We start from the raw sequence: 22,264 nt of genomic DNA on the forward strand, positions 1-22,264 counted from the left end.
CATGCGCAAGAATGTCCTGGTGTTCCGCCCGATTCCTGACGACCTGCTCGCCAGGATCGAGTCGGAACACGATGTGATCGTGGCCGACCCGCGCCAGCCGGCACAACGGCCTGCCTTCCGCGCCGCGCTGGCCAACGCCCACGGCCTGATCGGCTCCAGCGTGAAGCTGAGCGCGGCGGAACTGGCCGAAGCGGGCCAGTTGGAGGTGATCTCGAGTATTTCGGTGGGGGTCGACAACTACGACCTCCCCTGCCTGCACCGGCGCGGCATCACCCTGTGCCACACGCCCGGCGTACTCACCGAGACCACCGCCGACACCGTCTTCGCGCTCATCATGGCCACGAGCCGTCGGCTGGTCGAACTGGCGGCCCACGTGAGCGAAGGCCGCTGGACTGCCAATATCGGTGAAAACCTGTTCGGCTGGGACGTGCACGGCAAGATCCTGGCGATCCTGGGCTTCGGGCGCATCGGCCAGGCCGTGGCACGCCGCGCGGCGCTCGGCTTCGGCATGGAGGTGCTCTATGTCAACGAGACCGCAGCGGAACCGTCCGACCTGGCGGGACGCGCAGCCCGCACGGAACTCGACAATGCCTTGCGGCGCGCCGATATCGTCGCCGTCACGCTGCCCCTGACCGACAGCACGCGCGGCCTGATGGGCCGCCGCGAGTTCGCGCTGATGAAGCCGGGCGCCATCTTCGTCAACGGCGCGCGCGGCCAGATCGTGCAGGAAGACGCGCTGCTTGCGGCGCTCGACAGCGGCCACCTGCGCGCCGCCGGGCTGGACGTCTTCGCCACCGAGCCCCTGCCGCAGGATTCACCGCTGCGCAGCCATCCCAGGGTGACGGCCCTGCCCCATATCGGCTCGGCCACGCATGAGACCCGGCGCGCCATGGCTGAACTCGCCACGCGCAACCTGCTGGACGCGCTCGCCGGGCGGCAGCCCGCCGCGCGCTTCGACCTCGCGGCCTTCGCCGCCCGGGCAGCCGCCTGATGCGGACGCGCTGCCTCACTTGCGCAGGTTGGTCCTGGCAACCAGTGCCTTCATCACCGCGTTGTCTGCCGCGATCATCGCCTTGAAGGTCACGGCGTCGGCATAGGCAATCCCAAGGTTCTGCCGGCCCAGCGCCGCCACGAAGACAGGATCCGCCACCGCCTTGCGGCTGGCGGCCGCAAGGGTTTCGAGCACTTCAGATGGCGTGCCTTTGGGCGCGGCCAGTCCGCGCCATGTGCCGATCGAGAGATCGATACCGCGCTCACGCAGCGTCGGAACGTTCTCGAAGCCCCTGACCCGCTGTCCGGCCATCACCGCGAGCGTCTTCACCTTGCCTGCGGCCACATAGGCCGATACTTCGGCGGGACTGACGGCCACCGCGTCGATATGCCCGCCCATCAACGCCACCAGGGCCGGCGCCGCACCGGAGAACGGCACATGATTGAACCTGACGTGCGCCTTGTCCTCCAGCGCCGTCGCCGCCAGGTGCCAGATCGAGCCCGGGCCGGAGTTCCCGACCTGCACCTCCCCCGGGTGCGCCTTGGCGAATTCCAGGAACGCCTCGATGGTGCTCCAGCGCGAGTCGGCCTTGACCGTGATCGCGGACGGATCGGCATTCAGGCGCGCGATCGGCACCAGCGCGGCGGCGTCGAGGGTGGTCGGCCCGAGATGCGGGACGATCACGGCTTCGGCGATGATGATGCCAAGCTTGTAGCCATCGGGCTTGGCGCGGGCCACTTCCGTCATGCCGATTGCGCCGCTGGCACCCGGCTTGTTCACCACGGTCAGCGGCTGCGGCAGATACTTTCGCATGGCTTCGCTGAAGGCCCGCGCAACCGTGTCGGTACCACCGCCAGCCGTGCTTGGCACCACGAGTTCGACAGGATGATCCGGGTAGGGCGCCGCGGACGCCTGGCCGACGGCAGCAAGTGAGGCCAGCAGGGCGGCCATGGGAAACAGCTTGCGGGGCAATTGCATCTATGGCTCTCAATTCAGGGGGGCGAAGAAGCTTATTCCGCGGGGGAAGCCTCGGACACACGACGTGAAAGACCATCGCATCCCGGGTATGGGTTCTTGTCCGAGAGCGCCCCGATTTTGCCGAAGCCGTTGGAAGGGACGGGTTGGTATGCATCGGGCCTACGGCGGCTTCGATCCGGCGCGTAGGCGACAAGGTCAGCGCCAAACGCGCCATGATCGAAGCCGGTGTCCCCGGCGTTCCGCGCTCCGAGGGCGCACTGGCAGATTCTACGCCAGCCCCTGGCCGAAGAGACCTACTCGCTGCTCGACCGCACAGTGAGAGTGGGTGGCTTACCTCCGTGTCGGTTCAGTGCGGTGAACGCCGGAGAGCGCCGCGTGCCAGGCGCGCAGCTTGCCGACAGCGGTACGCTGGTTGGCTAACGCGCTGACTCCTTCTTTGCCGCACGCGTGCGAGCGGCCTTGCGGGCCGCTTCGGAGCGACCGGCAGCACCCTTGGTGCTCGCCGCCTTCTTCGCCGCAGCCGAGCGATCGGTCGCGGTGCGCTTGCTTGCCGCGCTCTTGGCCTGGGCGGACAGCGCCTTGGGAGAAGCGCCGGCGGTGCTCTCGCGCTTGAGTGCCTTGAGCGCTGCCTCGGAGCGCTTGGCCGTGCTTTCTGAACTCGCGCGGCGCGGCGCAGCCTTGGCGGCGGCGGACTTGGTTTCCGCCTTGGTCGCGCCCTTCTTCGGCGGCACATCGACGCCGGCGCGGCGCGCCTCCGATAAGCCGATCGCTATGGCCTGCTTGGCCGAGCGCACGCCGTGCTTACCCTTGCGCACGGCTTCAATCTCGTCACGAACGAAATGGCCGGCCTGGGTGGTCGGCGACTTGCCTGCTCTCTTGTCTGCCCTGGCTTGGGCTATGCTCGATGCCCTTGGCATGGTCGTCTCCATGACAGCCGCGGTCATCCGGCACGGGCCATGGCAGATGCAATGTCCGCGGCGGCTGTTCAGGGCCCGCCATCTGCCGGCGGGTAAAAAAATCCCACGCAAATGTCGTTCCAGGCGTGCAACTGGCGCGCCGCCGCCACTCATAGAGGCAACGGTTGTACAGCTGCCTGCGCAATCCGCGCACCTTGCGCCAAATCTACCCTGCGAGACGCGGTCTACACCAGGCAACGCGGCCCCTGGAACTCGACTTCGTGCCATCCCTGGCCCTCACCCACCGCTCTCCCGCAAGCGGGAAAGGGAGCACACAATCGGTAATGCGGACTCCGTGAGGGGTCATGAGAGGCCAGAGGCCACTGAAGCAAACCCTCAGAACGACCGCGGCATCCCCAGGATATGCTCGCCGACGTAGGAAAGAATCAGGTTGGTCGAAATCGGCGCCACCTGGTAGAGCCGGGTCTCGCGGAACTTGCGCTCGACGTCGTACTCCGCCGCGAAGCCAAAGCCGCCGTGATATTGCAGGCAGGCGTTGGCCGCTTCCCACGACGCGTCCGCGGCCAGCAGCTTCGCCATATTGGCTTCGGCGCCGCAGGGCTGGTGCGCGTCGAACAGCTTCGCGGCCTTGAACCGCATCAGGTTGGCCGCTTCCACGTTGACGAAGGCCCTGGCGATAGGGAACTGCACGCCCTGGTTCTGGCCGATCGGCCGGCCGAAGACGATGCGCTCGTTGACGTACTTGGTCACCTTGTCGATAAACCAGTAGCCGTCGCCGATGCACTCGGCGGCGATCAGGGTGCGTTCGGCGTTGAGGCCATCCAGGATGTATTTGAAGCCCTTGCCTTCCTCGCCGATCAGGTTCTCCGCCGGAATCTCCAGGTTGTCGAAGAACAGCTCATTGGTCTCGTGGTTGACCATGTTGATGATGGGCTGCACCGTCAGCCCCTTGCCGAAGGCCTCGCGCAGGTCCACCAGGAAGATCGACATGCCTTCGGACTTCTTCTTGCACTCGGCCAGCGGCGTGGTGCGGGCCAGCAGGATCATCAGGTCCGAATGCTGGACGCGCGAGATCCACACCTTCTGGCCGTTCACGACATACTTGTCGCCCTTGCGCACGGCAGTGGTCTTGATTTTGGTAGTGTCAGTGCCGGTGGTCGGCTCGGTCACCGCCATCGATTGCAGGCGCAGTTCGCCGCTGGCGATCTTGGGCAGGTACAGCTTCTTCTGTTCGGTGGAACCGTGGCGCAGCAGCGTGCCCATGTTGTACATCTGGCCGTGGCAGGCGCCAGAGTTGCCGCCGGCACGATTGATTTCTTCCATGATGACGGACGCCTGGGTCAGGCCCAGGCCCGAGCCGCCATACTCCTCCGGGATCAGCGCGGCCAACCAGCCGGCCTGGGTCAGCGCGTTAACGAATTCCTCGGGATAGCCCCGCACTTCGTCAACCTTTCGGAAGTACTCCGACGAGAACTGGCCGCACAGGTCGCGCACGGCTTCACGGATTTCCTGGTATTCATCGATTCTGTTCTGCACAGCCTTGTCTCCAACAACTTTTGGGGTTAGTTCAGTTCAGCCGTCGCGCTCATCGCGAGGGCGCCGTCTTCATGGCGGATCCACAGCTCGACGGTCTTGCCGTCCTCGCTGCGCTTGCCACAGACAAAAATGCGCTGGGGCACGAAGGTCGGCCGCACGCCTCGGAACGAGAAGCTCTTGACCACTGCATCCGGCAGGTTCTTGCGCACCAGTTCGAGCAGCAGCATCGCCTGCAGCGGACCGTGGACGATCAGGTCCGGGTAGTGCTCGACCGCGGTCACGTACTGCTTGTCGTAATGGATGCGATGGCCGTTGAAGGTCAGCGCGGAAAAGCGGAACAGCAGCACCGGGTCGGTCGCCACCTCGTGCACCCATTCTTCGCCCGTCGGCGCCGGCACCGGTTCCGGTGTGGGCGCGTTCGGCGATGCGTTCTCGCGGTAGACGATGTCGTGTTCTTCGGTAACCGCGAGTCCGTTGCCGCCGTAGTACTGGTGCTCGACCGTCACAAAGGCGAGCGAGCCGCTGCGTCCGGATTTGGCACTGACATCGAGGATGCGCGACACCTTGGAGGCGGCATCGCCGATACGCAGCGGCTGGTGGAACCACAGACGGCCGCCAGCCCACATGCGGCGCGGCAGCGGCACTGGCGGCAGGAAGCCGCCGCGGCTGGCGTGGCCATCGGAACCGATCTCGGATTGCCGGTGCAGCGGCAGGAAATAGAGCCAGTGCCAGAGCGGTGCAATGGCATCGCCGCGTACGGGCGCCGGGGCATCGTAGTCGAGCGTCGCCGCGAGTGCCTTGACGGGAAACGCTGTCACCTCGTCCTGGCTTTCGGTCGTCTTCCCAACCCATTCCTTCAACTTCACAACGTCCATCACGTCTCTCTGTGGTCTGATTGCCTGACGTCCACTATGCACGGTGCCGCCGCTGCTTCCAATTCGAAAGTTCGGAACGAGCCATTCGCTTCGACAGAAAGCATTGGGGGCCTGCCGCATTTCCGAATGCAGTGTTCGGTGCCTCAACCGGCCTGCTTCAGCAGGTCCGCAGCACGCGCGATCACGGAGGCAGGCGCGCATGTCATCCTCGAACCAGCGCGTCTGCGTGGCGTTGATGCGGACCAGGCCGGTGCCGCCGGCGTCCAGGTAGTCCGCCAGCAGTTGCCTGGCGCGGTCCTTGTCACTCTCGGACACGGCATCCTCCAGGTCCAGGATGACGCGATCGGCGCCCGCTGCGTGGGCCTTGGCAAAGCGCTCCGGCCGGTTGGCGGGAACGAAGAGGCAGGAACGGGCGATGGCGGTGGTGGTCATGGGAGCACTGTCTGGCAGATGGGCGAGCGCCTCCTCCGGCCCTCAGGTGACCGCGAAGAGGCGGAACAGGAACGGCCGCGGTCCGGCCGGGGGATCAGATGGCGCCTTCGGTACGCAGGCGCGACACGTCGTCGGCGGTGTAGCCGAGTTCGCGCAGGAGGCCTTCGCTGTGTTCGCCCAGGGCCGGGATCGCGTCCATGCGCGGCTCGAAGGCATTCGGCAGGCCGGGCGGCAACAGTGCGGGAATCACGCCCACGGGTGAGCTGACCGACGTCCACCGCTCGCGTGCCTTGAGCTGCGGGTGGTTCCAGACATCGCGCATATCGTTCATGCGGGCGTTGGCGATCTGGGCGCGCTCCAGGCTAGCGACCACCTGGTCGATGGTCAGTGCGGAGAAGACGTCGGTGATGATCTGCGTCAGCGCCTCGCGGCTCCTGGCGCGCAGGGAGTTGGTGACGAAGCGCGCGTCGGTGGCGAGCTCCGGCCGTTCCAGCACGACCCGGCAGAAGGCCTCCCACTCGCGCTCGTTCTGCAGGCCGAGGATGATGGTCTTGCCGTCGCCGGCCGTGAACGGGCCATAGGGGAAGATGGTCGCGTGCGAGGCGCCGGCGCGCGGCGGCGGCGTGGCGCCGTCGAAGGCGTAGTAAAGGGGGTAGCTCATCCACTCGACCATGCTTTCCAGCATCGATACGTCGATATGGGCGCCCTTGCCCGTCTTGCCGCGCTGCAGCAGCGCCGCCAGGATATTGGTGTACGCATACATGCCGGCGGCAATATCCGCGATCGAGCAGCCTGCCTTGGACGGGCTCTCCGGCGTGCCGGTGATGGAGACGAAGCCGGACTCCGCCTGGATCAGCAGGTCATAGGCCTTCTTGTCCCGGTAGGGGCCGTCGTTGCCATAGCCGGAGATATCGCAGACGACGATGCCCGGGTAGCGCTGCGACAGCGCTTCGTAGGACAGGCCCAGCCGGTCGGCGGCGCCCGGTGCCAGGTTCTGCACCAGCACGTCCGCCTTGTCGAGGATCTTCTGCAGGATGGCCGGCGCTTGCTGGTGTTTCAGGTCCAGCGCCAGGCTTTCCTTGGAGCGGTTGGTCCAGGCGAAGTGCGATGACATGCCATCCACCCGCTCGTCATAGCCGCGGGCAAAGTCGCCGACCCTGGGCCGCTCGACCTTGATCACGCGCGCGCCCAGGTCGGCGAGCTGGCGGGTACAGAACGGCGCAGCGATTGCATGCTCCAGGGAAACCACGGTAATGCCATCGAGGGGACGCATAGCAGCCTTTTCGGGGAAGATTGCGGTCGAACTGCCATGGCGGCAACGAACGACGGGAATTCTGTCGGCGATGCAATTCGCCTCTGAGCAAGTCTCGCAGCGACGCAGGCTTGGGTAAATCTCGTTTTCTCGAAGCAGCCGTTCGTCTGCGCCGAAAACACTGAAGACTTGCTGGTTTGCGACATATCTGACGCCTTGGTAAAGTTCAGCGGAAGGAGCACTTATGCATTTTGACTTTGCCGACCTGAGGCTGTTTGCACGCATCGCCGAGGAGGAAAACCTGTCGCGTGGGGCGCGCAAGGCATTTCTCTCGCCCGCCGCAGCGAGCGCGCGGCTCAAGGCGCTGGAGGACCAGCTAGGCACCCGTCTCTTCTATCGGGAAAGCAAGGGCCTTGCCCTGACCCCTGCCGGCGAGCGCCTGCTGCGGCATACCCGGGTGATCGAGCGCCAGTTCGAGCATGTCAAGAGCGAGTTCGAGGAATACGCCAAGGACTCGGTCGGTCATATCCGCATCTTCGCGAACACCACTGCGGTGACGGAGTTCATGCCGGAGGTGCTGGCGCGCTTTATGTCAGAGCGCCCCGCCGTCACCGTCGACCTGCAGGAACGCCTGACGCGGGATATCATCCGCGGCGTGCTGGACGGCAGCGCGGACCTTGGCATCATCTCCGGACCGGTGACCTCGAAAGGTCTGGAGGTCATCCATTTCAGTACCGACAAGCTGGTCCTGGCCACACCGGTCGGCCATCCGCTGACGCAGAAGCCGAACCTCGCTTTTGAAGACACGCTCGACTACGAGCATGTCAGCCTGCATGAAGGCAGCACCCTGCATGCCTTTCTTACCGAGCTGGTCCGCGACCAGCGGCGCAAGCTGCAGATCCGCATCCAGATCCGCAGCTTTGAAGCGATGTGCCGGATGATCGAGGCAGGCGTCGGCATTGGCGTGGTGCCGTTATCGGCCGCGTTGCGCCACCGGCAGACGATGAAAATCGAGATCATCGAGCTGCACGAACCGTGGGCGATCCGGGAGCGGGCGGTGATCGTGCGGGAACTGGAAGGGCTGCCGGGGTGCGCGAAGGCGTTGATCGATGAACTGATCGAGGTGGCGCAGGCAGCGGGCGGGAGCCCTGACAACGCGCTGTCATAATGCGTTTCAAACCGCTACCGGTTTGCTCCCCCGCCACAGCCTTCGGCAAGACACAATCAGCGGATCGTGAACGGATTGCCCGTGGCAGCCCCGGTGTTGATCCACACACTCTTGGTCTGCAGGTACGACTCGATCGCGGCAATACCGTTTTCCCGGCCGAGGCCCGAGTCCTTGTAGCCGCCGAACGGCGACATGAAGCTGACGGCGCGATAGGTGTTGACCCATACCGTGCCGGCCTGGATCTTCTCCGACATGCGGAAGGCGCGGCCGATATCCGAGGTCCAGACCCCGGCGCCAAGCCCATAGCAACTGTCATTGGCAATCGCGATGGCTTCGGCTTCGTCCCTGAACTTCAGGATGGACAGCACCGGTCCGAACACCTCCTCCTGCGCGATGCGCATCTTGGGCGAGACCCCGGCAAAGATGGTCGGCTCGACAAACCATCCCTCTCCGCAGGACGCCGGCTTGCCGCCGAGCAGCAGCTGCGCCCCTTCCTCCTGCGCGATCTGGATATACGACAGCACCTTTTCATACTGCGCGGGCGTCGTGACAGGCCCCACCTGCGTGGAGGCATTCATCGGGTTGCCGAGCTTTGCCGTGCCGGCCAGTGCCAGCAGCTTTTCGACAAAGACATCGTGGATGTCTTCCTGCAGCAGCAGCCGTGAACCGGCGATACAGGTCTGGCCGCTCGCGGCGAAGATGCCGGAGACGGCGCCGTTGACGGCGTCATCCAGGTTGGCATCGTTGAAAACGATGTTCGGCGACTTGCCGCCGAGCTCCAGGCTCACGTGCTTGAACTGCGCCGCACACTGCTGGTTGATCACGCGCCCGGTGGCGTCCGAACCGGTGAAGGTCACCTTCTTGACCAGCGGATGCGTCACCAGCGGCGAGCCCACCTCGGTGCCAAACCCGGTCACGACGTTGAATACGCCCGCGGGAAAGCCGGCTTCCTCGAACAGCAGCGCAAGCTCGAGCGCCGACACCGAGGTGAACTCCGACGGTTTCACCACCACGGTACATCCCGCCGCGAGAGCCGGCGCGATCTTCCACGCCAGCAGCATCAGCGGCGAGTTCCACGGCGTGATGGCGGCCACCACCCCCAGCGGTTCGCGCCGGGTGTAGTTGAAGTAGCCCTTCTTGTCGAGCGGAATGACCGTGCCTTCGATCTTGTCGGCCAGCCCGCCGAAGTAATAGAACCACTGCGGCAGGTACTTGAGCTGCGCGCCCATCTCCGCCAGCAGCTTGCCGTTGTCCTGCACCTCGAACTCGGCCAGCCGCTCGGCGTCCCTTGCGATCAGGTCACCGAGCTTGCGCAGCAAGGAGCCACGTTGCGTCGCAGTCATCTCCGACCAGGGGCCCGAGCGGAACGCCTGGTCGGCCGCCTGCACGGCGCGGTCGATATCCGCTGCGGTGCCGCGGGCCACTTCGGCCCAGGTCTTGCCGGTAAAGGGATTCCGGGTTTCAAACCAGCGACCGTCGCTTGCATTGACGAAGGTGCCGTCGATGAACATTTGATACTGCTTCATGGCGCGATGCTGTCCGTGTTGGTGTTGGCAGATCAGAACGGTGCGAAGCCGAGATGCTCGCGGAAGCGGTTCTTGACGAAGGTGCCGTCGCGCGGCGGCAGGGCCCGCTGCGGCTCGTCGGTCGAGATGTAGACCTGCGCCACGGTCATGCCGTCTGCCTGCCTGATGGCTTGCGCGAGCTTGCCCAGCTCATCGATATCGGAGATCTCGAGCGTCGTCGGCACGCCGACCGCCTTCGCCACCTGGGCCAGGTTGGTCCCCAGGCTGGTGTGGCTCTGCTGCATGCCGGTCTCGCCGAAGTGGCCGTTATCGAGAATCACGATGTTCAGGTTCTTCTGCTGTTGCGCCGCCGCGGTGGCCAGGCTGCCGATGCCCATCAGCTGCTCGCCGTCGCCGGTGATGGCGATCACGGTCTTCTCAGGTTGTGCGATGGCAAGGCCGAGCGCCAGCGAGGTGGAAGCGCCCATCGCGCCCCACAGATAGAAATTGCCGGGACGGTCGCCAGCGGCAAACACGTCGTACGAAGGCGAACCGAGGCCCGATACCAGGAGCGCGTCGGGAAATTGCTTCAGCAGTTCGGCAACGAACTTGCGGCGGTCGATGCCGGGCTTGGAGGTAGAGGTAGTCATAGGATCAGCGCATCCACTTTTTACGGCCGATAAGGCTCTGGGACAGGAGAACGGCAACGCGGTTGCCAGCATCGAAGGCGGAAACCAGACCGGCGTCGACCAGCTCGGCGGCTTCTTCCGGCGAGTTCACGCGATAGACCGTGATGCCCATCAACTCCAGCGCGCGCTGGGTGGCCAGGCCCATCGGGTTCTGCCAGGGATTGAACTCGGCGTACTCGCCGCGCATGGTCACCAGGGTGAAGAACGGGAACTTGCAGCTCTCCAGCAGCGAGAACATGTTCACGCAGTTGCCGACGCCGCTGCTCTGCATCAGCAGCACAGCGCGTTCGCCGCCCAGCCAGGCGCCGCTGACGACGCCCACGCCTTCTTCTTCGGTGGTGAGCACCACGTCGCGGATTTCGGGGTCGGCCTTGGCGCGTCGGATGACATGCGAGTGGCCGGCGTCGGGCACGTAGGCCACCTGGCGGATGCCGTTCTGTTTAAGGACCTGAAAGATGTCCTCTTGCCAGGCAAGAGACTCTGAGTTGTTTGTCGTCATGGTGCGCAAGTTATGAAAGGGGGAAAGCGGGGGACAACGTTTGCTATCATAGAGTTGACTAGCTGGAACCATGAAATACAATTAATTGATGCCTGCAATCACGAAGTTGAATGCCGGCCGGGGCCTCTACAGATATGGACATCAAGCAGCTTCGCGCCCTGTTAGCCATCGCCGAGACCGGCAGCGCCACCAAGGCGGCCGAACTCCTGCGCATCGTGCAGCCGGCGGTTTCCCGGCACGTGCGCCTGCTCGAGGAGGAACTCGGCGTCGAACTTTTCGAACGCGAGCGCCATGGCATGGTCCTGACCGACGCCGGCCGCACGCTGGTCGAATACGGCCGCAGGGCGCTGCAGGAACTCGATCGGGCCAAGGCGGAGATCAAGCCGGCGTCTGGCGCGATTTCAGGCACTGCGGTCATCGGGCTACTCCCAAGCACTTGCGAACTGCTGGCAGCGGAGCTGGTTGCCACGGTGAAGGCCAGGCATCCGCAACTGGTGGTACGTCTCAACGTCGGCTACGCGGGGAACCTGCTGCAGTGGCTCGAGGCTGGCGACGTGGAGGTCGCCCTGCTCTACGACACCAAGAGTTCTCCCGGCCTGCACGCCGAAGCACTGCTCGATGAACAGCTCTACCTGGTGGGACCCGCTGGCACGCTTGCGCCAGGCGAGGAACAAACCGTCGAGAGCTTCCGCGACCTGCCGCTGATCCTGCCTAATGCCCCGCACGGGCTGCGCAGCGTGGTCGAGCATGCCTGCGCGGTCGCCGGCTTCAGCCCCACGATCGCCGTCGAGACCAACTCCCTGGCCGTTCAGAAAAACCTGGTTGCCAAGGGCTTCGGCCACACCGTGCTCCCCAGCTCCGCCGTGTCTGAGGAGATGGAGGAAGGCATCCTTGCCGGCGCACCCATCGTGTCGCCCAACCTGTCGCGCCGCATCGTGCTGGCGCACGCGGCCACCCGCAGGCTGACACCCGCAGCCAGCTTCGTCTCCGCCGAGCTGGTGGCATTGATGAAGCGGCTGGTGCTCGACGGCGCATGGCCCGGTGCATCCTGGATCAGCGCCTGATACGGTGCCAGCGGCAGTTCAGTCCAGTTCGATGTTGGCGGCCTTGATGACCTCGGCCCACCGGCGCGTCTCAGCCTGGACAAACTTGCCCGCCTTGTCCGGGGTGGAATCGACGATGGGCTGCACGCCGATCTTTTCCATGCGCTGACGCACCTCCGGGTCCTTGACAGCCGTCTGCAAGGCAGCGCTCAGCTTTTCAATGACCGGGGCCGGCGTGCCCTTTGGCACCATCACCATATTCCACAGCGACGTTTCATAATTGGCGTAGCCCGCTTCCTTCATCGTCGGCACGTCCGGCAGCACGCTGGAACGCGTGGCAGTCGTGACCGCGAGCGCCTTCAGGCGGCCGGACTGGATCATGGGCGCAGCCGTCGACACGGCATCGGTGATGAGCTGGACGTCGCCGGAAATCACCGACTGGATCGCCTGGCTGGCGCCACGGAACGGAACGTGGGTGAGCTTCAGGTGCTCCTGGAATTGCAGCAACTCGACCGCCATATGGACGGCGCTACCCTTCCCTGCCGAACCGTAGCTGTACTTGCCAGGATTCTTCTTGATGTCCTCGACCAGTTCCTTCGCCGTGTTCGCCTTTACCGAAGGATTGACCGCCAGCACCATCGGCACCCCCGCGACCACAGATACCGGCACCAGCGCATTGACGGGGTCATACGGCAGCTTCTTGTAAAGCGTGGCGTTGATGGCGTGGGAACTGGTGCCGAACAACAGCGTGTAGCCATCCGCCGGACTCTTGGCCACCACATCGGTCGCAATGGTGCCGCCGGCACCCGCCTTGTTTTCCACCACGAGCGGCTGCCCGAGCAAGGCGCCGAGCTTGTTCGCCACGATGCGCGCCACCACGTCGGTGCTGCCGCCGGCGGCGAAGCCTACGACCAGGCGGACGGGATGGTCAGGGTAAGCAGCCTGGGCGTGCGCGCTGAACGAAATGAGCGCACCGATCCCCACTTGGGCAAGCAAGCGTTTCATGTCTCTTCCAGTTAGATAGTTTTGGTTGGGTGGCGCATTGCGCGTCAACACCCTTTGAGACGATGGTAGCGAGCAACCGTGGCGACGGTGAAATAGAAAATTCCGCTGCTGCTATCAAGGGCCGGCATGCCTGGGGCTTCTACTGCGGTGTTAACCCGAAGCTTGCTCAGCGGGCGCCGCGTAAACGCAAGTACGCCGCGCAGCCATCGCCACGCGGCGTACATTCAGGGTCCAACGGAACGCAAGCGCTGCCGCGCTTGCCGCCTGCAGGATGTCAGTCGGCCTCCACCTTCATCGTCTTCAGCAACGGCTGCCACTTGTCGCTTTCCGCCTGGAGCCAGGTGCGCAGCCCTTCCGGCGTCTGCTTGTCTACCGGAACAACCTCCGCACCCAGGTCGTCAAGCCGCTTGGCCACGGCAGGATCCTTCAGTGCCTGCTGCAGCGCCTTGGTCAGCCTGGCAGTGACCTCGGGCGGCGTGCCCTTGGGCGCATAGATCCCGTGCCAGACCTTCATCGAGAAGCCCTTCAGGCCGCCTTCCTGCAACGTCGGCGCATTGGGCAGCGCCTTGATGCGGCTCGGTGTCGTCACGCCATACAGCTTGACCCGGTTGGCGTTGATATGCGGCAGCGTCGAGGTGGTCTGGTCGCACAGCAGGTCCACCTGCCCGCCCAGCAATGCCGTCAGCGCGGGGCCGGTGCCCTGGTAGGGAATGGAGGTCATCTTGACTTTGACTGCCTCCTCGAACAGCAGGCCGCAAAGCTGCGAAACCGCGCCAAGGCCGGCATTGGCCAGCGAGACCTTCTCCTTGTTCTGCTGCACGTACTTGATCAGCTCGGCCGCGTTGGCCGGCGGCAGGTCCTTGCGGCCCAGCAGCGTCATCGGCACATCCGCCACCTGCCCGATGTACTCGAAGTCCTTCAAAGGGCTGAAGGAGAGCTTCTTGTACAGCGCCGGCGCCGTCGCCATGCCGTTGTGGTGGATCAGGATGGTGTAGCCGTCGCGCTGCGCCCGCGCCACAAATGCGGCAGCCACGGTGCCGCCGGCGCCGAGCTTGTTTTCCACGACAACGCTCTGCCCCAGATCCTTCGACATGGCCTGCCCAAGCGCCCGGGACACCACATCGGTCGGGCCTCCGGCCGAGAACGGCACCACCAGCGTAATCGGCTTGGACGGATAGGCATCCGCTGCCAACGCCCCCGCGGAAAACGCCAGGCCGAGCGCCCCGCCCGTGACCCACTTCATACCGGCCAGCATGGCCCTGCTTGCTTGAACGCACATAGCACCGTCTCCATGTCGCCGGCGCGCTTATCATGTCGCGCCGGTCGGTTTATCAAACAGGGCTAGAGTGGGGGATAGCGGCACCGGAGGGCAATCCGGATATATCGAACGGGCCATACGGCCAGGCCGAACGCAGGCCGGCCGATCACCTGGTCTGGAACATCTGCCCGAAGTCGCAGGTCTCCCGGGCCAGCATGGCGATGGACGACACAAGCTTGCTGCGCTGGTCACTCTTGCAGATGACGGCATCCGCCTGCCACCATGGCGCATCTTCCGGCAGCAGGTCGAAGCTTCATGTTCAGCGCTCCATAGCCACGCGCCCACGGAGCTGGTCCGCCTGAAACCGCCTGAAATTTTCATCCAGTGAAAATATGCGGCATTCGTTTGACGCTGTTTCGTACCGCTCCCTAAGATCTCCCACACAGAGTTTCCCTCGACGAAACCAGATGCGCGCGCACCGCCTCGCGCCCAGGAGACAACCCGATGCAGCGTCATTCCCGCCAGCGGCGCGCCGTAGTTGCGGCGCTCGCCACCCTGCCTGCCTTGTGCGCCTGGTCCGCACCGGCCTGCGCGGCAGAGGCCTTTCCTTCGCGTCCGATCCGGCTGGTGGTGCCCTTCACGCCCGGCGGCACCACTGACATCCTGGCGCGCCTGGTTGCGCAGAAGGCCGGCGAGGCGCTGGGCCAGCAGATCGTGGCCGACAACCGCCCGGGCGCGGGCGGCAACATCGGCGCCGAGGCCGTGGCGCGCAGTGCGGCTGACGGCTATACGCTACTGATGGGCACGCTGGGCACGCAGGTGACCAACCAGTTCATCTACCCGCGCATGCCGTATGACAGCACCCGGGACTTCGTGCCCGTGACGCTGGTCGCCAATTCCCCCAACGTGCTGCTTGTCAACAGCACGCTGAACGCCAGGTCGGTGGGCGAACTGGTGACGCTGGCCAGGCGCGAGCCGGGCAAGATCAACTATGCCTCGACCAGCACCGGCGGGTCGCCCCACCTGTCAGGCGAGTTGCTGAACATGATGGCGGGCGTCAGCATGCAGCACGTGCCGTACAAAGGGGCCGCCCCCGCCATGACGGACCTGCTCGCGGGCCAGGTCAACCTGATGTTCGACAACCTGCCGTCCGCGCTCGCCCAGATCCAGGCTGGCAAGGTGACGGCGCTGGCGGTCACCAGTGCCAGGCGGGCATCGGTGCTGCCTTCCGTGCCGACCGTGCGCGAGTCGGGGCTGCCGGGCTATGAAGTCAATTCCTGGTTCGGGCTGCTCGCGCCGGCCGGCACGCCGCCCGAGCGCGTGCGCCAGCTCCAGCAGGCCGTGGACAAGGTGCTGGCCACGCCTGACGTGCGCAAGCGCATCGAACAGCTTGGTGCCGAGCCGGGCGGCGAAGGCTCCGCCGCGTTCGCGGCGCAGATCAGGAGCGATACGGAAAAATGGTCGCGCGTGATCCAGACCGCCGGCATCAAGCCGCAATGACACCGCCCGGCAGCGCCAACCCCTGACACAGGACAACCATGACCAAGACCAACACCCTTCGCATCGGCTCGGGATCGGGCTGGTGGGGCGACCGCGTCGAGCCGGCCGAGCGTTCGGCGCGCCTGGGCAAGCTCGACTACCTGTGCTTCGAGACCATGGCCGAGGCCACGGTATCTGCCGCGCAGGTGCGCAAGCGGCGCGACCCGGCCTTCGCCGGCTACGACACCTATCTCGACGAACGCATGCGCGCAGTGCTGCCCCCGTGCATCGCCAATGGCACGCGCATCATCAGCAACCAGGGCTGGATTCATCCGCTCGGCGCTGCCCGGCGCGTGGCCGAGCTCTGCGAGGAACTGGGCCTGCCCGGTGTCAGGATCGCCGCGGTCACCACCACGGACCTGACCGGGAGCATCTGCGAGCTGGATCTCACCCTGCTGGAAAGCGGCGCACCGGTTTCCTCGCTGCGTGAAACCCTGATCAGCGCCGAACCATACGAAGGCGCCGAGCCGATCGTCGCCGCGTTGCGCGCGGGCGCGCAGATCGTGATCACCGGGCGCGTGGCCGACCCGTCGCTGTTCCTCGCGCCGATGATCCATCATTTCGGCTGGTCGCCGGACGATGTGACACGGCTTGCGCGCGGCAGCGCCATCGGCCATCTGCTCGAGTGCGGCGCGCAGGTGACGGGGGGATATTTCGGCGACCCCGGCTACAAGGATGTGCCGGAACCATGGAACCTGGCTTTCCCGATCGCCGAGGTGGAGGCCGACGGCAGCGCCGTGATCGGCAAGGTGGATGGCAGCGGCGGGCGCATCGACCTGCAGACGGTCAAGGAGCAGATGTTCTATGAAGTCCACGACCCGCGCCGCTACATCACGCCGGACGTGGTGGTCGACTTCTCGACCGCGGTGCTCGAACAGGTGGGGCCGGACCGCGTGCGCATCAGCGGCGTGAGCGGGCAGCCGCGCACCGATACGCTCAAGGTGTCGCTGGGCTGCACCGAAGGGCATATCGGCGAAGACATGTTCTTCTACGCGGGACCGGGTTGCCTGGAAAAGGCCAGGCTGGCCAAACGCATCCTCCAAGCGCGCTTTGCCATGGCAAGGTTGCAGGCGGATGAGGTGCGCATCGACTTCCTCGGCGTCAACGCCGTGCACGGCGCGGCCTCGCCCGAGCCTGCCTGCGAGCCCAACGAAATCGCGGTCCGCGTCGCCGCGCGCACCCGCACGCGCGAAGAAGCCGCCAAGGTCGGCCGCGAGATCGACAGCATGGCGGTCTGCGGCCTGGCCTCCACCGGCAAGCGCGTGCCGCACCAGGAGCGCACGCGCGAGATCATCGGCGTCTGGTCGGCGCTGGTGCCGCGCGCATTGATCACCTCCCAGGTCCACTATCTCTGAGGATTCGCCATGCGTGTACCACTGCGACGTCTCGCACACAGCCGCTCCGGCGACAAGGGCAATACTTCGAACACGGCGGTCATCGCCTACGCGCCGGAGTTCTACCCGCATATCAAGGCCCAGCTGACGGCACCCGCGTTCAAGGCGCTGTACGGCACGCTGCTCACGGGCGCGGTCACGCGCCATGAAGTGGATGGGCTGCAGGTGCTCAACTTCGTCGCGGAGGGCGCGCTCGGCGGCGGTGTGTCGCGCAGCCTCGCGATCGACAACTACGGCAAGGCGCTGGCCAGTGCCGTGCTGCGTTTCGAAGTCGAGATACCTGACGCGCTGGCCGGCCTGCTGCGCGGGCCGGCGTCATAGGCTCGCCAGGGTAGGCGTCAGCCGCCGCCGGACTGGCGCCCCCTGGCACGCCGGCCGTCCGTGCATGCGTCGGCCCGCGGCGGTATCACGGTGCGCGTCCAGGCGCTGGTGATGCGCCGCGCCTCTTGCTTGAGCTTGCGCGCCAGCGCGGCCTCGCGCGAGCGGATGCGCGCACTCGTCGCCGCCACGCTCAAGGCACCGATCGGCCGGCCCTCATAGTCGAGAATCGGCACCGCGATGCCGCCCATGCCGTCGACCACCCAATCGAGAAACAGCACATGCCCGCGCGCGCGGGCGGCCTCGATTTCCGCGGCGATGCACGCCGCATCGAGCCGCGGGTGCTTGCCAAGCTTGCGCGTGGTCTGCTGCAGCCGGCGCGCGCGCTCGGGCGCGGGCAGCCATGCCAGCACCGCCAGGCTGCCGGCGCCCACGCCGAGCGGCCGGCGCGTGCCGACCGTCACGTAGTTCGCCCGTATCGCATATGTGCCGGGTTCCAGGTCGGTGCACACGGCCTCGCCACGGCTGGCCTCGGTCAGCACGGCGGTATCCTCGAACGCCTCCACCAGCCGTTCCAGTGCCGGACGCGCCAGCTTGCGCAAGTCCACGCGCCGCTGCGCCACGTCTGCCAGCTGGAAGATCTCGGGCCCGATGCCGTAGCGGCGCGCCTGGTCGCGCGTGGCGAACCCCTCCTGCACCAGCAGCTCGAGCATGCGCGAAGCCGTGGCCGGATCGAGCCCGGTGGCGCGCGCCACGTCGCTCATGCGGCGCACTTCCGGATCGGACAGCGCGCGCAGCACGGCCAGGGCGCGCTGGATCGGGGATGGGCGCGATGGCACCTGGCGGGCCCGCTCAGGCAGGCCCGGCGCCAGGGCGGCGCTCAGCCATGATGCGATGCTGCCAGGGTATCGCGCTTGATCTTCTTTGCCAGCGACCACTTGTGGACCTCGGTCGGGCCGTCGTAGATGCGAAACGCACGCACTTCACGGAAGACCTGTTCGACAATGGTGTCGCGCGAAACCCCGATGCCGCCGAGGATCTGCACGCAGCGGTCGGCCACGCGGAACAAGGCATCGGACACGGCCACCTTGGCCATCGAACTCTCCGCGGTACCCAGGGAGCCGCCGTCGAGCACCCCGGCGCACCAGTCGATCATCAGCGCGGCCTGCTGCAGGTCGATCAGGTTCTCGGCCAGCATGAAGCCCACGCCCTCGTGGTCGATCAGCAGCTTGCCGAAAGCCTTGCGCGTGGTGGCGTAGGCTCGCGCGATCTCGTCGGCACGCGCCACACCCCCGAACCAGCGCATGCAATGCGACAGCCGCGCCGGCGACAAGCGAACCTGCGCATAACGGAAGCCCTCGTCCACCTCGCCCAGCACCTGGTCCTGCGGCACGCGCAGGCCGTCGATCAGGACCTGTGCATGCCCGCCCGGCATGGAACTGTCGATGGTGTCGAGCAGGCGCTCGATGCGGATCGCCGGATGCGGCAGGTCGACCAGGAACATGGTGGCCTGCGCGCGCTCACCATCGCCGGTGCGCGCCATCAGGATGCCGACGCTGGCCCCTTCCGCTCCGGTGATGAACTTCTTGCGGCCGCGGATCACCCATTCGCCGCCGTCCCTGACCGCGGTGGTCTGGAGCATCGACGGGTCGGAACCGGCCCCGCCTTCTTCCGCCGGTTCGGTCATGAAGAATGCGGAGCGGGCCTCGCCGCTGACCAGCGGTGCAAGGAAGCGCTGCTGCTGTGCCTCCGTGGCGACCTTGCCCAGCAGGAACATATTCCCCTCGTCCGGGGCCATGGTGTTGACCGCGACCGGCCCGAGGGGCGACAAGCCCGAGCGTTTGAGCACGGCCGCGGTTTCGAGCTGGGTCAGGTGAGAGCCGTCGGCCAGGATATGTGGCGTCATGACGCCGGCCGCGCGCGCCAGGTCGCGAAGCTCGGCGACCAACCCGGCCGTCGGGCCATGGGCTTCGCAGCGCACGTCGCGCTCATAGGGCATCACGACGTCGCGGACAAAGCGCTCGACGCGATCGGCAATGACACGGCTTCTTTCTGTGGGACAGGCGGTGAACATGGTGAGCCTCGTTGTCAGGACAGGATCAGATTGTAGGACGGCACGCCGCCGGGCCGCTGTCACGGAAGGCCGTTCGCACAAGGAACCCCCGACATCTGGTCTGCAGCCCCTTGCCCGTCGATCGACGGAATAATCGCATTGCGATTACTGATATGTGGATTTCACCTATACCTATGCTCATGACAATCGACTAGTATGGCTTCAATCGAGCACGAGGGCACAAGGCGATGTCACTTGTATTGAAGCTGAAAGACCTGTTGGGACCCGATGCGGTTCTCACCGAACCCGCGGACGTAGCCGCCTACGTCGAGGACTGGCGCGGCCGCTATAAGGGCCCGGCGCTGTGCGTGGTGCTGCCGGCCTCCACCGCGCAAGTCGCCGCGGTGGTGCAGGCCGCGGTCCAGGCCAACGTGCCCGTGCTGCCGCAAGGCGGCAATACCAGCCTGTGCGGCGGCGCGGTGCCGGCCCCGGACGGCACGCCGCCCATCGTCATCAGCCTGGCACGCATGCGGCGCATCCGCGCCATCGATGCGGCCAACAACTCGATGGAAGTCGAGGCAGGCTGCGTGCTGGCCGCGATCCAGCAGGCGGCGGCGGAACAGGGGCGTCTCTACCCCGTGAGCCTGGGCGCCGAAGGCTCCTGCCAGATCGGCGGCAACATCGCCACCAATGCGGGCGGCACCGGCGTGCTGCGCTATGGCAACACCCGCGACAACGTGCTCGGCCTTGAAGTGGTCCTGCCTGACGGCCAGGTCTGGAACGGCCTGTACCGCTTGCGCAAGAACAACACCGGCCTCGATCTCAAGCACCTGTTCATCGGCTCCGAAGGCACGCTCGGCGTGATCACCGCCGCCACGCTCAAGCTGCATCCGCTGCCCACCGCGCACGCCATGGCGTGGCTGGCGGTGCGCACGCCGCAGGAGGCACTGGAGATGCTGGGACGCTTCCAGCAGCGCTGTGGCGCCACCCTGTCCGCGTTTGAAATGCTCAATCACGTGCAGTTGCAGATCGTGCTCGATCACGTGCCCGGCCGCCGTGCGCCGTTGCCTGCCAGCCATCCCTGGCACGTGCTGGTGGAACTTGCCGACACCGGCCGGCGCGAGCTGCTCGACGAGGTGCTGCAGGAAGTGCTGGAGCAAGGTGTGGCCGAAGGCCTGGTCGACGATGCCGTGGTGGCCGCCAGCGGCGCGCAGCGCGAAACCATGTGGCAGGTGCGGCATAGCGTCTCCGAAGGCAACAAGAAAGCGGGCCTGGGCCTGAACACCGATTGCGCCGTGCCGGTCTCGGCGGTGCCGCAGTTCATTGAGCGCGCCACCGCGGCGGCGCATGCGGTCCTGCCGGATTTGCCGATCATCGTCGTTGCCCACCTGGGCGATGGCAACGTCCACTTCATCCCGCTGGTGCCTTTCCCGCAGTGGCAAGCGCTGCCAGCGCGCGATGCCGTGGCCGCCCGCATCAAGCACGCCATCGACCAGGTGGCCTACGAACTGGGCGGCACCTTCAGCGCGGAACATGGCATCGGCCAGGTCCTGACCGAGGAAATGGCGCAGTTCAAGCCGGCGGTCGAGATCGCCATGATGCACGGCATCAAGCGCATGCTCGACCCGCGCGACCTGTTCAACCCCGGCCGGCTGCTGCCGTCCCCACCTTCCCAGCAATAACGGCAATCAAGGAGCTCGCATGAACGACCACAGCCCCATCAACTCTTCTCGCCGGCGTGCGCTCAAGGTCACCGCTGCCGGCCTTGGCACGCTTGCCGCGCCCGCCGTGCTCCAGTACGCGCGCGCGCAGTCCAAGCGCATCGTGGTGCGCGACGACGGCGGCATCTACACCAAGGCCTACAGCGCGGTGTACTACAAGCCGTTCACCGAGAAGACCGGCATCGAGGTCGTGGGCGTGCAGGCCAACGCCGAACCGGTGGCGCAGATCCGCAGCATGGTCGAGACCAGGAACTACACCTGGGACATGGCCAAGATCAGCCAGCCGGCCATCCTGCTGCTGACGCAGGGCGGCAAGGTCTACCTGGAGAAGCACGGCCTGGAGGGCGACGCCACCGTCAAGACCATTCCGGCGCATTTCATGTCGCCCTATGGCGTGGGCACCAACGTCTACAGCACGGTTCTCGCCTATCGCACCGACGCCTTCAAGGGCCGCAAGGCACCGTCGTCGTGGGCCGACTTCTGGAACGTCAAGGATTTCCCCGGCCGCCGCGCCCTGCGCAAGCACCCGTTCGACACGCTGGAAGAGTCGCTGATGGCCGCCGGCACCGCGACCTCCGCGCTCTACCCGCTCAATGTCGACCAGGCCCTCGCCAACCTGGAGAAGATCAAGGCCAGCGTTGACGTGTGGTGGAACTCCGGCGCCCAGGTAGAGCAGATGCTCAAGTCCGGCGAGGTCGACATGGTGGCCACCTGGGTGTCGCGCGCACAGAGCGCGGCCGCCTCCGGCGCCCAGGTCGGCATCGTCTGGAACCAGAACCTGTGGGGCGTGGACAACTGGTCCATCCTGGCCGGCACGCCGAATGCGCAAGCCTGCCGCGAATTCATCAAGTTCGCGTCCGACCCCAAGCGCATGGCTTCGCTGGTGGAGTACTTCCCGGCAGGCGTGACCCAGCCGGATGCCTTCAAGTACATCAAGCCCGAGGTCGCGAAGAACTGCCCGACCCACCCCGACAACATCAAGTCGGGCGTGCAGATCAACGCCAAGTACTGGCTCGACAACCAGGCCGCGGTGATGGAGAAGTTCAACGGCTGGATCCTCAAGTGATCTGAACCTCTTCTCCAGACACCAC

The 22,264-nt window shown here is 65.9% G+C and carries 20 protein-coding genes and 2 pseudogenes; 9 read left to right on the forward strand and 13 right to left on the reverse strand.

Annotation, left to right across the window (positions count from 1 at the left end; genetic code table 11):
- Nucleotide 1 precedes the first annotated feature (1 nt).
- The gene (locus AC3WLE_RS15790; protein ID WP_492319483.1) at nucleotides 2-991 is read left to right on the forward strand and encodes a 2-hydroxyacid dehydrogenase; all 990 of its coding nucleotides are present in this window, start codon (nucleotides 2-4) and stop codon (nucleotides 989-991) included.
- Between the two features lie 15 nt (nucleotides 992-1,006).
- On the opposite strand, the gene AC3WLE_RS15795 is transcribed toward AC3WLE_RS15790, so the two are convergent.
- Nucleotides 1,007-1,969 carry a tripartite tricarboxylate transporter substrate binding protein gene (locus tag AC3WLE_RS15795; RefSeq protein WP_492319482.1) on the reverse strand — a complete coding sequence of 321 codons (963 nt, stop codon included), beginning with the start codon at nucleotides 1,967-1,969 and terminating at the stop codon, nucleotides 1,007-1,009.
- Nucleotides 1,970-2,005: 36 nt separating this feature from the next.
- Here AC3WLE_RS15795 and AC3WLE_RS15800 point away from each other — a divergent pair.
- Nucleotides 2,006-2,235, forward strand: a pseudogene (locus tag AC3WLE_RS15800) (biotin carboxylase N-terminal domain-containing protein); the annotation flags it as partial.
- Between the two features lie 150 nt (nucleotides 2,236-2,385).
- Here the strand turns inward: AC3WLE_RS15800 and AC3WLE_RS15805 are convergent.
- From AC3WLE_RS15805 to AC3WLE_RS15825, 5 genes and pseudogenes are all read right to left on the reverse strand, one after another.
- Nucleotides 2,386-2,886, reverse strand: coding sequence for a DUF6496 domain-containing protein (locus tag AC3WLE_RS15805; protein ID WP_492319610.1), 501 nt, complete (start codon nucleotides 2,884-2,886; stop codon nucleotides 2,386-2,388).
- Between the two features lie 375 nt (nucleotides 2,887-3,261).
- On the reverse strand, nucleotides 3,262-4,422 hold the full coding sequence (locus tag AC3WLE_RS15810) for an acyl-CoA dehydrogenase family protein (protein WP_492355977.1): 1,161 nt from the start codon (nucleotides 4,420-4,422) through the stop codon (nucleotides 3,262-3,264).
- A gap of 26 nt (nucleotides 4,423-4,448) precedes the next feature.
- Nucleotides 4,449-5,297: an HTD2 family dehydratase gene (locus tag AC3WLE_RS15815; protein WP_492319609.1), complete on the reverse strand. Its 849-nt coding sequence runs from the start codon at nucleotides 5,295-5,297 to the stop codon at nucleotides 4,449-4,451.
- A gap of 195 nt (nucleotides 5,298-5,492) precedes the next feature.
- Nucleotides 5,493-5,729 (reverse strand): annotated as a pseudogene (locus AC3WLE_RS15820) (aldolase/citrate lyase family protein); the annotation flags it as partial.
- A 94-nt stretch (nucleotides 5,730-5,823) separates the two neighbouring features.
- Nucleotides 5,824-7,002 (reverse strand): CaiB/BaiF CoA transferase family protein, encoded by a 1,179-nt coding sequence (locus AC3WLE_RS15825; RefSeq protein WP_492319480.1) that lies wholly within the window; start codon nucleotides 7,000-7,002, stop codon nucleotides 5,824-5,826.
- Nucleotides 7,003-7,225: 223 nt separating this feature from the next.
- On the opposite strand from AC3WLE_RS15825, the gene AC3WLE_RS15830 reads away from it, so the two are divergent.
- Nucleotides 7,226-8,149 (forward strand): LysR family transcriptional regulator, encoded by a 924-nt coding sequence (locus AC3WLE_RS15830; RefSeq protein WP_492355976.1) that lies wholly within the window; start codon nucleotides 7,226-7,228, stop codon nucleotides 8,147-8,149.
- 56 nt (nucleotides 8,150-8,205) lie between these two features.
- Here the strand turns inward: AC3WLE_RS15830 and AC3WLE_RS15835 are convergent, their stop codons facing one another.
- The 3 genes from AC3WLE_RS15835 to AC3WLE_RS15845 are packed head-to-tail and all read right to left on the reverse strand — an operon-like array spanning nucleotide 8,206 to nucleotide 10,842.
- A complete protein-coding gene (locus AC3WLE_RS15835) occupies nucleotides 8,206-9,675 on the reverse strand; it encodes an aldehyde dehydrogenase (RefSeq protein ID WP_492355975.1) in 1,470 nt (489 codons plus the stop codon).
- A gap of 32 nt (nucleotides 9,676-9,707) precedes the next feature.
- The gene (locus AC3WLE_RS15840) at nucleotides 9,708-10,304 is read right to left on the reverse strand and encodes a thiamine pyrophosphate-dependent enzyme (protein WP_492351374.1); all 597 of its coding nucleotides are present in this window, start codon (nucleotides 10,302-10,304) and stop codon (nucleotides 9,708-9,710) included.
- Nucleotides 10,305-10,308: 4 nt separating this feature from the next.
- Nucleotides 10,309-10,842, reverse strand: coding sequence for a phosphonopyruvate decarboxylase (locus tag AC3WLE_RS15845; protein ID WP_492319608.1), 534 nt, complete (start codon nucleotides 10,840-10,842; stop codon nucleotides 10,309-10,311).
- 134 nt (nucleotides 10,843-10,976) lie between these two features.
- Here AC3WLE_RS15845 and AC3WLE_RS15850 point away from each other — a divergent pair, with 134 nt between their 5' ends.
- Nucleotides 10,977-11,906 (forward strand): LysR family transcriptional regulator, encoded by a 930-nt coding sequence (locus tag AC3WLE_RS15850; RefSeq protein WP_492319476.1) that lies wholly within the window; start codon nucleotides 10,977-10,979, stop codon nucleotides 11,904-11,906.
- An 18-nt stretch (nucleotides 11,907-11,924) separates the two neighbouring features.
- Here AC3WLE_RS15850 and AC3WLE_RS15855 read toward each other — a convergent pair whose 3' ends face one another.
- Nucleotides 11,925-12,890 (reverse strand): Bug family tripartite tricarboxylate transporter substrate binding protein, encoded by a 966-nt coding sequence (locus AC3WLE_RS15855; protein ID WP_492344818.1) that lies wholly within the window; start codon nucleotides 12,888-12,890, stop codon nucleotides 11,925-11,927.
- A gap of 274 nt (nucleotides 12,891-13,164) precedes the next feature.
- Entirely contained in the window at nucleotides 13,165-14,145 is a 981-nt protein-coding gene (locus tag AC3WLE_RS15860; RefSeq protein WP_492355974.1) for a tripartite tricarboxylate transporter substrate-binding protein, read from the reverse strand.
- Nucleotides 14,146-14,652: 507 nt separating this feature from the next.
- Between AC3WLE_RS15860 and AC3WLE_RS15865 the strand changes: the two genes are divergently transcribed.
- From AC3WLE_RS15865 to AC3WLE_RS15875, 3 genes are read left to right on the forward strand one after another with little or no spacing between them, the layout of a single operon-like run.
- On the forward strand, nucleotides 14,653-15,648 hold the full coding sequence (locus AC3WLE_RS15865) for a Bug family tripartite tricarboxylate transporter substrate binding protein (protein ID WP_492355973.1): 996 nt from the start codon (nucleotides 14,653-14,655) through the stop codon (nucleotides 15,646-15,648).
- 38 nt (nucleotides 15,649-15,686) lie between these two features.
- Entirely contained in the window at nucleotides 15,687-17,042 is a 1,356-nt protein-coding gene (locus tag AC3WLE_RS15870; RefSeq protein ID WP_492319472.1) for an acyclic terpene utilization AtuA family protein, read from the forward strand.
- A gap of 9 nt (nucleotides 17,043-17,051) precedes the next feature.
- The gene (locus AC3WLE_RS15875) at nucleotides 17,052-17,402 is read left to right on the forward strand and encodes an AtuA-related protein (RefSeq protein ID WP_492319471.1); all 351 of its coding nucleotides are present in this window, start codon (nucleotides 17,052-17,054) and stop codon (nucleotides 17,400-17,402) included.
- A gap of 17 nt (nucleotides 17,403-17,419) precedes the next feature.
- Here the strand turns inward: AC3WLE_RS15875 and AC3WLE_RS15880 are convergent, their stop codons facing one another.
- Together AC3WLE_RS15880 and AC3WLE_RS15885 are read right to left on the reverse strand one after the other, a co-directional pair.
- Nucleotides 17,420-18,238 (reverse strand): IclR family transcriptional regulator, encoded by an 819-nt coding sequence (locus AC3WLE_RS15880; RefSeq protein WP_492319470.1) that lies wholly within the window; start codon nucleotides 18,236-18,238, stop codon nucleotides 17,420-17,422.
- Nucleotides 18,239-18,279: 41 nt separating this feature from the next.
- Nucleotides 18,280-19,473, reverse strand: coding sequence for an acyl-CoA dehydrogenase family protein (locus AC3WLE_RS15885; protein WP_492319469.1), 1,194 nt, complete (start codon nucleotides 19,471-19,473; stop codon nucleotides 18,280-18,282).
- 227 nt (nucleotides 19,474-19,700) lie between these two features.
- On the opposite strand from AC3WLE_RS15885, the gene AC3WLE_RS15890 reads away from it, so the two are divergent.
- A complete protein-coding gene (locus tag AC3WLE_RS15890; RefSeq protein WP_492355972.1) occupies nucleotides 19,701-21,134 on the forward strand; it encodes an FAD-binding oxidoreductase in 1,434 nt (477 codons plus the stop codon).
- Nucleotides 21,135-21,153: 19 nt separating this feature from the next.
- A complete protein-coding gene (locus tag AC3WLE_RS15895; RefSeq protein WP_492355971.1) occupies nucleotides 21,154-22,239 on the forward strand; it encodes an ABC transporter substrate-binding protein in 1,086 nt (361 codons plus the stop codon).
- Nucleotides 22,240-22,264 lie beyond the last annotated feature (25 nt).

The sequence above is a fragment of the Cupriavidus sp. FW306-1B-F12B genome, assembly GCF_058781795.1.

Coding starts and splice junctions, on each gene's coding strand:
- AC3WLE_RS15860 (WP_492355974.1), bottom strand. CDS start 14,145: ATGCTGGCCGGTATGAAGTGGGTCACGGGCGGGGCGCTCGGCCTGGCG.
- AC3WLE_RS15845 (WP_492319608.1), bottom strand. CDS start 10,842: ATGACGACAAACAACTCAGAGTCTCTTGCCTGGCAAGAGGACATCTTT.
- AC3WLE_RS15825 (WP_492319480.1), bottom strand. CDS start 7,002: ATGCGTCCCCTCGATGGCATTACCGTGGTTTCCCTGGAGCATGCAATC.
- AC3WLE_RS15840 (WP_492351374.1), bottom strand. CDS start 10,304: ATGACTACCTCTACCTCCAAGCCCGGCATCGACCGCCGCAAGTTCGTT.
- AC3WLE_RS15850 (WP_492319476.1), top strand. CDS start 10,977: ATGGACATCAAGCAGCTTCGCGCCCTGTTAGCCATCGCCGAGACCGGC.
- AC3WLE_RS15790 (WP_492319483.1), top strand. CDS start 2: ATGCGCAAGAATGTCCTGGTGTTCCGCCCGATTCCTGACGACCTGCTC.
- AC3WLE_RS15870 (WP_492319472.1), top strand. CDS start 15,687: ATGACCAAGACCAACACCCTTCGCATCGGCTCGGGATCGGGCTGGTGG.
- AC3WLE_RS15890 (WP_492355972.1), top strand. CDS start 19,701: ATGTCACTTGTATTGAAGCTGAAAGACCTGTTGGGACCCGATGCGGTT.
- AC3WLE_RS15815 (WP_492319609.1), bottom strand. CDS start 5,297: ATGGACGTTGTGAAGTTGAAGGAATGGGTTGGGAAGACGACCGAAAGC.
- AC3WLE_RS15855 (WP_492344818.1), bottom strand. CDS start 12,890: ATGAAACGCTTGCTTGCCCAAGTGGGGATCGGTGCGCTCATTTCGTTC.
- AC3WLE_RS15875 (WP_492319471.1), top strand. CDS start 17,052: ATGCGTGTACCACTGCGACGTCTCGCACACAGCCGCTCCGGCGACAAG.
- AC3WLE_RS15885 (WP_492319469.1), bottom strand. CDS start 19,473: ATGTTCACCGCCTGTCCCACAGAAAGAAGCCGTGTCATTGCCGATCGC.
- AC3WLE_RS15830 (WP_492355976.1), top strand. CDS start 7,226: ATGCATTTTGACTTTGCCGACCTGAGGCTGTTTGCACGCATCGCCGAG.
- AC3WLE_RS15795 (WP_492319482.1), bottom strand. CDS start 1,969: ATGCAATTGCCCCGCAAGCTGTTTCCCATGGCCGCCCTGCTGGCCTCA.
- AC3WLE_RS15835 (WP_492355975.1), bottom strand. CDS start 9,675: ATGAAGCAGTATCAAATGTTCATCGACGGCACCTTCGTCAATGCAAGC.
- AC3WLE_RS15805 (WP_492319610.1), bottom strand. CDS start 2,886: ATGCCAAGGGCATCGAGCATAGCCCAAGCCAGGGCAGACAAGAGAGCA.
- AC3WLE_RS15895 (WP_492355971.1), top strand. CDS start 21,154: ATGAACGACCACAGCCCCATCAACTCTTCTCGCCGGCGTGCGCTCAAG.
- AC3WLE_RS15865 (WP_492355973.1), top strand. CDS start 14,653: ATGCAGCGTCATTCCCGCCAGCGGCGCGCCGTAGTTGCGGCGCTCGCC.